This is a genomic window from Arthrobacter sp. 001422645, assembly GCF_059816125.1.
The window spans coordinates 117557-125430 of record NZ_JCBANT010000015.1; the positions used below are offsets into that span (position 1 = coordinate 117557).

General features: G+C 64.3%; 8 protein-coding genes. 3 read left to right on the forward strand and 5 right to left on the reverse strand.

Annotated features, from left to right (window positions below; translation table 11 throughout):
• Positions 1 to 300: 300 nt before the first annotated feature.
• Positions 301 to 2127, forward strand: a complete 1827-nt coding sequence (ggt, locus tag AC6EUH_RS15110; RefSeq protein WP_499739165.1) for a gamma-glutamyltransferase — start codon at positions 301 to 303, stop codon at positions 2125 to 2127.
• Positions 2128 to 2165: 38 nt separating this feature from the next.
• On the opposite strand, the gene AC6EUH_RS15115 is transcribed toward ggt, so the two are convergent.
• The 4 genes from AC6EUH_RS15115 to AC6EUH_RS15130 form a co-directional block, all read right to left on the reverse strand.
• Positions 2166 to 2699 (reverse strand): hypothetical protein, encoded by a 534-nt coding sequence (locus tag AC6EUH_RS15115; protein ID WP_056429744.1) that lies wholly within the window; start codon positions 2697 to 2699, stop codon positions 2166 to 2168.
• A gap of 2 nt (positions 2700 to 2701) precedes the next feature.
• Positions 2702 to 3250 carry a hypothetical protein gene (locus tag AC6EUH_RS15120; protein ID WP_056429742.1) on the reverse strand — a complete coding sequence of 183 codons (549 nt, stop codon included), beginning with the start codon at positions 3248 to 3250 and terminating at the stop codon, positions 2702 to 2704.
• Between the two features lie 58 nt (positions 3251 to 3308).
• The gene (locus tag AC6EUH_RS15125; RefSeq protein WP_499739166.1) at positions 3309 to 5546 is read right to left on the reverse strand and encodes a transglycosylase domain-containing protein; all 2238 of its coding nucleotides are present in this window, start codon (positions 5544 to 5546) and stop codon (positions 3309 to 3311) included.
• 176 nt (positions 5547 to 5722) lie between these two features.
• Positions 5723 to 6187 (reverse strand): LURP-one-related/scramblase family protein, encoded by a 465-nt coding sequence (locus AC6EUH_RS15130; protein ID WP_499739167.1) that lies wholly within the window; start codon positions 6185 to 6187, stop codon positions 5723 to 5725.
• 225 nt (positions 6188 to 6412) lie between these two features.
• Between AC6EUH_RS15130 and AC6EUH_RS15135 the strand changes: the two genes are divergently transcribed.
• Positions 6413 to 6871 (forward strand): universal stress protein, encoded by a 459-nt coding sequence (locus AC6EUH_RS15135; protein ID WP_499739168.1) that lies wholly within the window; start codon positions 6413 to 6415, stop codon positions 6869 to 6871.
• A gap of 199 nt (positions 6872 to 7070) precedes the next feature.
• A complete protein-coding gene (locus AC6EUH_RS15140; protein WP_499739169.1) occupies positions 7071 to 7391 on the forward strand; it encodes a GYD domain-containing protein in 321 nt (106 codons plus the stop codon).
• A 115-nt stretch (positions 7392 to 7506) separates the two neighbouring features.
• Here the strand turns inward: AC6EUH_RS15140 and AC6EUH_RS15145 are convergent.
• Positions 7507 to 7874, reverse strand: a 368-nt coding sequence (locus AC6EUH_RS15145; protein ID WP_499739170.1) for an HNH endonuclease, incomplete at its 5' end; no start/stop codon positions are given.

Genomic DNA, 7874 nt, shown 5'->3' on the forward strand with positions numbered 1-7874 from the left:
AGAAGAAGTTTCCGCCGCCTAATCCGAATTTCCTGCCGTGAAACATTTCTCCACATACCCAAAGTTCTGTAATGCGAGAGATTTGCGAGGGGAATAGGCCTCCGGCCCCTGCGCTTCCGGGACAACCTGCCGCCACGTCCGCATCCGTGGAACAATGAGAGCCTGGTCACGTCCGCAAGCGGCCAGCGCCGGCCCGGCGCGTCGCGGCGGTTCCCGTAGATGCCCGTATTGAGTCTCGCGTCGCCGCGTAGTAGCGTGACAAAATCTGTCAACACGAATCACGCCAATTCGGGAGCGACCATGGCACATGTGACACGTCGACTCATTGCCGTCACTGCGGCACTGACAATCAGCTTGACGGGCGGCGCCGTCGCCAGCCCCGCGTTCGCCGATCCGAGGGAAACCGTCAAGGACGCGACGGCCACCGGGTACGGCGGTGCTGTGAGCACCGTGGACCCAGAGGCTTCCGCCGCGGCGACCGAAGTCCTCCGCAAAGGCGGCAACGCGGCGGACGCGGCTGTCGCCGCCGCCGCCACCCTTGGTGTGACCGAGCCCTACAGCGCCGGGATCGGCGGTGGCGGCTACTTCGTGTTCTACGATGCGGATACGGGGGAGGTGGGCACCATCGACGGCCGCGAGACTGCCCCGGCCGCCATCCCGAAGGACGCGTTTATCGACAAAAAGACCGGCCAGCCTTACCCCTTCACTCCCGAACTTGTCACGAGCGGCGTCGCCGTCGGCGTCCCGGGAACGCCGGCCACGTGGGAGCGGGCCCTCGACCGGTGGGGCTCGATGAGCCTCCGCGATGCCCTCAAGCCGGCGATCAGGGTGGCCACCCGCGGCTTTGTGGTGGACAAGACCTTCCGCCAGCAGACCCTCGACAACGAGGTCCGCTTCGGGGCGTTCACTTCCACCAGCAGCCTCTTCCTGCCCGGTGGCGACGCCCCCGCCGTCGGCAGTGTCTTCAAAAATCATGACCTCGCCGAGACGTACCGGCTCCTCGCGGGCAAGGGCACCGACGGTTTCTACACCGGCCCGCTCGCGGCCGAGATCGCGGCCACGGTCCAGGCTCCGCCCAAGACGGCCCGGACGAAGCTGCCCGTCCCGGCGGGGCACCTGACAACCAAGGATCTCGCCGCCTACCGCGCCCTGGACCAGGAGCCCACGAAAGTGGACTACCGCGGCCTGGAGGTCTATGGCATGGCGCCCTCCAGCAGCGGCGGCACCACCACCGGCGAGGCGTTGAACATCCTGGACACGTTCGACCTTTCCGGGATGTCCAGGGCCGGCGCCCTGCACCACTACCTCGAAGCGAGCGCGCTGGCTTTCGCCGACCGCGGCAAATACGTCGGCGACCCGGCCTTCGGAGACGTCCCGGCCGAAGAACTCACGGACCCGGTCTTCGGCAAGGAACGCGCCTGCCGGATTAACCCGCTGAAGGCAGCCACGAAGCCCGTCGCACCGGGGGACGTGTCCGCGTACGACGGCGTGTGCCCGGCCACCGTCGCGGCGCCGGCCCACGAAATGGACACCGAGAACATCTCGACGACCAACCTGACGGTCGCCGACCGGTGGGGGAACGTGGTCAACTACACGCTCACGATCGAGCAGACCGGCGGGTCCGGCATTGTGGTCCCCGGCCGCGGCTTCCTGCTCAACAATGAGCTGACCGATTTCTCCACCGTGTACAACGAGGCCGACCCGAACCGGATCGAGCCGGGGAAGCGCCCGCGCTCGTCCATGGCGCCGACCATCATCCTCAAGGACGGCGAGCCGTTCCTTGCTCTCGGCTCGCCCGGCGGATCGACCATCATCACCACCGTCCTGCAGACGATCCTGAACCGGGTGGACCTGGGCATGGGCATCGCGGATGCGATCGCTGCACCGCGGGCCGCGCAACGGAATACGGCCAGTGTCACCGCCGAGCCGGCGTTCATCGACGCCTACGGAAAACAGCTCAAAGACTACGGCCATACGCTCACGCCGTCGGGCGACGCGTTCACCTCGGCCGCGGAGATCGGCGCCGCGACCGCCATCGAATTCCTGCCCGACGGACGCATGGTCGCAGCGGCAGAGCCCGTGCGGCGCGGGGGCGGCTCGGCGATGGTGCTCAGGCCGTCACGGTAGGGCCCGCCCCGCAGCCTCAGGGTCAGGAAGCTTTGCTACTACCGGGAGGCGGGCCCGGCGTCGATCGCGGCGGCAACCAACCGATCGAAACTGTCGGTCCCGCTCTCCGGGGGGACCACAGTGATGACCGCAAGCCACTTCTCCGGGGAGACTTTCTCCGGCGTCGCGATCCGGTCCACCTGCAGGTTGAGTCCGGGCACCCCGTCGACGAGGAGCGGGCGCGGCTCGCCGCTTTTGACCATGCGCTCAAACTCCTTGCGGGACAGCCGGTCGCCCGGGGTGTTGGTCACCTCGGCGACTGTGTCGTTCACCCTCTTGGTCAGCCCTCGCATGAAGTTCCTCCGGCGCTGGACCGCAGGAGCCGTGAAGACCGTCGCAAAGAAGGCCGTGAACAGCACAAGAGCGCCGAAACTTCGGAGGCCGGGCAAAATGGTCATCAGGATCAGGCACAGGATCAAGCCGAAGACGCTGAACTTGATGAACTTGCTCGCCGGACTTTCACCTGGTTTCTTGGACCACCGCACCACGGCGACGGCGTTCTCCCGGGGCTGATCGACCAGTGACTTTCCCATGACTAGTACCCCTTCAATTCCATCAGCGCTTCGGCCAGGATGATTGCCTCGCGTGCTTCCCTGAGATCGATCAGCAGGCCAGTATCCGGCAGGGCCGAGACCGCAACGGTTGACCCGGCGAGGGATGAAAAGATGGTGCTCAGCTTTTCGCGGTCCTGGGACAGCAGCCGGGACGACTGCAGCTTCTTCCTGCTGAGCTCCAGCTCCAGCAATGACCTGTGGATGGCCTCGCGCCGGTCCTGCATCCCCGCGAGCTTGTCCTGCACGTGCCGGAGCCGGCCGCGAAGCATCGATTCCATCTTCACGGCCACGTCGTGGAGTTCACCCAGCGCGGTGTATGACTGGGGTGACCCCGCGTGCCCGGCGAGCTGTTCGCTGACGTAATGGCGCCGTTCTTCCCAAGTCCGGACACCGGATTCGTAGGGTCCCAACAGCAGCGACACGGCTGTGAACCCCTTGTCCAACGACGCCGCCCGCGCGTTCAGGCTCGTCGTGGCGGCGTCCAACCTCGACAGGAATGCATCGTAATTGTCAGATGGCTGGGCGCTCATGGCACGAGAATAGAGGTTCCGCGCCCCGTGGCATATAGCGCGGACCGGAATCCGGCCGTCAGCATCCGGCGGGGCATGGCTGTTGGGTCATCCACCCGGGCGGCTGGGTGAACGGCTGCCGGGTTACCCATCCGGGCGGCGGCGGTGATTGCTGCCTGGTCATCGACGCGGGCGGCGGTGGGAAAGGGGCGGCGGGATAGTATCCTGCGACCTGCAGCATGTAGTTCGCCCACTGCGGGCCGGCGAGCATGTAACCGTCGATTCCTTTGTAGAACTTTCCATTGATCGTGACGTTCTGACCGGGCCGCTTCTGCCCTTCCAAGGCGTCTCCGAAGAAGGACGCGGTGGCAATCCCGGAGGTGTAGCCGACCACCCACGTGGCGCCGTTGTTGTTCGAGGTTCCGGTCTTCGCCGCCACCGGGAACTTGGTGTGGACTTTGGGTTTGATGTAGACGCCGGACCCGCGTTTCAGAACGTCCTGGAGGACGGAGTTCACGCCGCGCGCCACCTCAGGCTTGACGGCGCGGTGGCAGTTCGTGGTCTCGGCCGGAAACACCTGTCCCGTTGCGTCGGTCACTTTGGCGATGGCCATTGGGGTGCAGTACTTGCCGTCGTTGGCGAAGGTTGCAAAAGCATTGGCCAAGTGGAGCGGCGCGACCCCAATGGCACCGAGCAGATTGCCCAGCTGGTGCATGTTGATCCGGGCGTTATCCAACCCGCTGTGGAGCCCCACGGCGTCCACCATCTTCTGGATGTTGCAGAAATCCAGTTGGGCGGCCGACGCGAAGGTTGCCGTGTTGATGGAGTTGTAGAGCCCGTAGTTAATGGGCATTGGCCGGTAGTATCCCGCGTCGTTGTTCTGGAGGTCGTCCGTGGCGTCGAGTCCGGCCAGCCGCTGAGCCGTGCTATAGGCGCCGAGTACCTTTCCGCAGCTGGATTTCCAGCGGAAACCGAGCGGATACGTGCGCCGGGAAGCGTCCACCCGGGCGGTCAGGGGCTTACCGGCGTTGAGCCATTCCGCGAACGTGAACGGTTTCATGGTGGACCCGGGCTGGAACCCGCCGGCACCGTTCAAGTCATTGCCGTCCGCGTCCTTGGAATCGACGTTGAAATTGAGCTGTGTATCGAATTTTCCTGGCTGGGGGAGGAAGACGGTGTTCTGCGCCATCGCGAGGATCCTGCCCGACCCCGGAGCTATGGAGACCAGCGACGCACCCCACTTGTCGGGGTTGGCCCCGGCCGTGGCGTCCACCTGCACCTGGGCTGCCCTCTGCAGCCTGCTGTCCAGGGTGGTGGTGATGGTCAGGCCGCCGCGGTACAGCTTCTTCTGGCGGCTGGTGAGGTCAACGCCGTAGGCCGGGTTGTTGAGGATGAGGTGTGAAACGTAATCGCAGAAGTAGGGTGCAATGTTCGCCCCGGCGCAACCCTGGTTCCCCGGGGTGATCTTCAGGTCCACCCCGGTGGCGACGGCTGCGTCATATTCAGCCTGCAGGATCTTCCCTTGGCTGAGCATTCTGGCCAGGACCTCATCACGTCGCCGGAGGGAGTTTTCCGGATGGATGGCGGGGTCGTAGAAACTGGGGCTGTTCACCAGGCCGGCGAGCAGGGCAGCCTGTGGAAGGGTGAGATCCTTGGCAGTGGTGCTGAAGAAGTAGCGGGAAGCTGCTTCAATGCCGTAGGCGTCCCGGTTGAAGAACACGATGTTGAGGTAGCCCTCCAGAATCTGATCCTTGCTGTATTTCTTCTCGAGTTCGATGGCGAGCTTCATCTCCCTCAGCTTGTCCCCGACAGTTTTCTGCCCGCTGCGGATGACCTCATCCCCCCGGTCCGAGGACACGAGGGACTCAGTGACAACATTGGCGACGTACTGCTGTGTCAGCGTGGATGCGCCCTGCCTGCCGTCACCCCTCAGGTTGCTCGACAGCGCCCGAAGAATTCCCTGCGGGTCCACACCGGCGTGCTCGTAAAAACGCCGGTCCTCGACGGCGACGATGGCGTCTTTGATATACGGGGACATCTGGTCCAGGCCGACTCTCACACGGTTTTCCGCGTAGAAAGTGGCGATCAGTTTGCCGTCCGCGGTCAGCACTTTGGTGGACTGCGACGGCGGATCAACCGTCAGGGCCGAAGGGAGCTGGTTGAAGAACGTGATCGAATTACGGCCGGCAACGCCGGCTGCAGCAATACCTGGAACCACCAGGCCGGCGACCAGGACGCCGCAGATGACGCTGACTGTGAAGTATCCGAGGAGTCCCAGGAAGGCCGCGCCGAGACGGGAACCGGTTCGTTTGCCCAACGTCTGTCTTCCCGGCGTTTGCCTTCTCTGCGTTAGTCTTCTTAGCGCCATTTCCCCCACCAATCCCGCCAGAAAGTGTGTCCAAAATCCTGTAAATCGCTCCGGGCCAGCCCGACCGCCCCGGCTCACCGCCGTCGAAGGCTTTCCGGCCGGCCCGGCTCTTCCGAACGGTCCGGTTAACCCCGGGTCGTCATAGAGTCAATGGCAACGGTGATCGCCAGGATGAGCGGGACGTCCTCGCCCGCCGTGACGTCGACGCCGTAGGAATCACGGACGCGGAACCACTTCCGGGAAACAGTGGCGACAGTGTCGCCGTCCCGCTCGATCTTGTATTCGTGGTCGACAAGGTTGCCGTGTGCCTTCATGTCTGTGCCGCCCTTCACATCGATGGCGAAGCGGTCCCGGATCCCTATCAGCGCCTTCTGGACCGTCGCGGCGGTGTCCCCGCCCCGCTCGATGGCGACCTTGTCCCGGATCGAGAGTTTGCGTTCCTGGATGCGGGCCACCTCGGCTCCCGAAACATCCTCCAGAACGAATGTATCCCTGAAGTGAAGTGCCTTGCCATTGACCTTGTAGGCGCGTTGGCCCTGGCCGTTTTCAATCCAAAAGTCATCCCCGATCGACATCAGTTTTTCGCGCATCACAAAACGCTCACCTGCGGGTTCTTCATCCCGGTGCCGTAGTAGTCCCATACCCCCAACCTAGGACCGCCTTCCCGGCTGGCGACTCACCCAAAACGGATGACCCCCGGGCCGCGCCGGCGCTAGAACCTGCGGGCTCTGGGATGACTCCTTGACACCGGGTTTGAAGCGCGCAGAAACTGAAAAGTCCAGGCTGCTCAGCGAAGCTAGGGAATGGAAAGACAAATGACCAGTACAGGCTCTTTCGTGATTGTGGTTGGTTTTGACGGTTCCGAGAATTCTCACAATGCACTGACGTGGGCCCTTGACGAGGCCAAACTGCGCGGGGGGCAGGTTCGTCTGATCACGGCCTGGAGCAAACCGCCCCTCGCGTGGTTTCCGGCGGTACTGGAAACGGCCGCTGGAGAAATCGCGGCGGAGGATTCCCCCGAACAGATCGCACAGACGCTCCAGGCTGATGCCCTGAAGACCGCTGAAGATGAGGGAGTGGCAGCCACCGGCCAGGTCGTGCACAGCGATTCGCCGGCGTCAGCACTCATGGACGCCGCCAAGGACGCCGATCTGGTGGTCGTTGGTTCGCGCGGGCACGGCGGATTTCCCGGTCTGCACGTTGGCTCAGTCGCCACCCAGATCTTCACCCACGCACCTTGCCCCGTCCTCATCGTCCGGCCGAAAGACGATTAGGGCGTGAGTTGCCAGCGGGCGTCACGGCCGAGGCTCGCTGCTTGGCGAGGTCTCCGGCGAGCGTTGTAAGCGCGAGAATGAGGGCCTACTATGTGCCCACAACCCCATTGCGGGGACCACCTCCGGGACTTCCCCTCCAAAGTGCCTTGTTCATTCCTGCGGGAGCCCGAGTCCTGGACATCACGGGACAGGAAGAACCATGGCCAAGTATTTGTTCGAAGCGAACTATGTGGGCGAGGGCATCAAGGGCCTCATGCGTGAAGGAGGCACGAAGCGCCGGGACGCGCTCGTCGAAGCCCTCAAATCCGTGGGAGGATCCCTCGAATGCTTCTACTACGCTTTCGGCGAGACGGACGTGCTGGGCGTCTTCGAGGTCCCGGAGCCGGCCGACGCCGCAGCTCTTTCTCTCATGATCAATTCGACGGGCTCGGTGAACGTGCAGCTGAAGCCGCTCATGACGCCGGAAGATCTTGACGATGCAGCAAAGAAGACACCGTCCTACCGGGCCCCCGGGCAGTAGAGAGTATGCAGCCGACACCCTGACTGGCGCAGTTTTCTAATAATCAACGCGGCGCAAGAAGCGGCACGGGGATCAACGCTCCGCAGTGCGGCTGCGCCTCACTTCCGCCGCGGGTTCAGGCTGCATGGGCTCTGCTGAGAAGCGCGCGTTTGACGCTCTTCAGGCGATGCAGGAGCTCGCGGCGCTCGCGGTAGCGGAGCTTAGCCTGCTGGCGGGAAACGGCTACTGGAGTATCCGTCCCGGGCAGTGGGGGTGCGGTGGAGTGGTAGGTGTGGCCGGTGGGGGTCCGGATCTGGAGGGTGTGTCTGGGGCCGGGCCGGGGCCGGACACTCCAGCCGGGGTTTTCTTTGGTGTGGTTGCAGGCTTCGCAGAGGCCGGCGCCGTTGGCCTGGGTGGTGGGTCCGCTGCGGTGCCAGGGGATGATGTGGTCGAAGTGGCGGATCGGGGCGTCGCAGTACGGGGTGCGGCAGGTGTCGTCCCGGG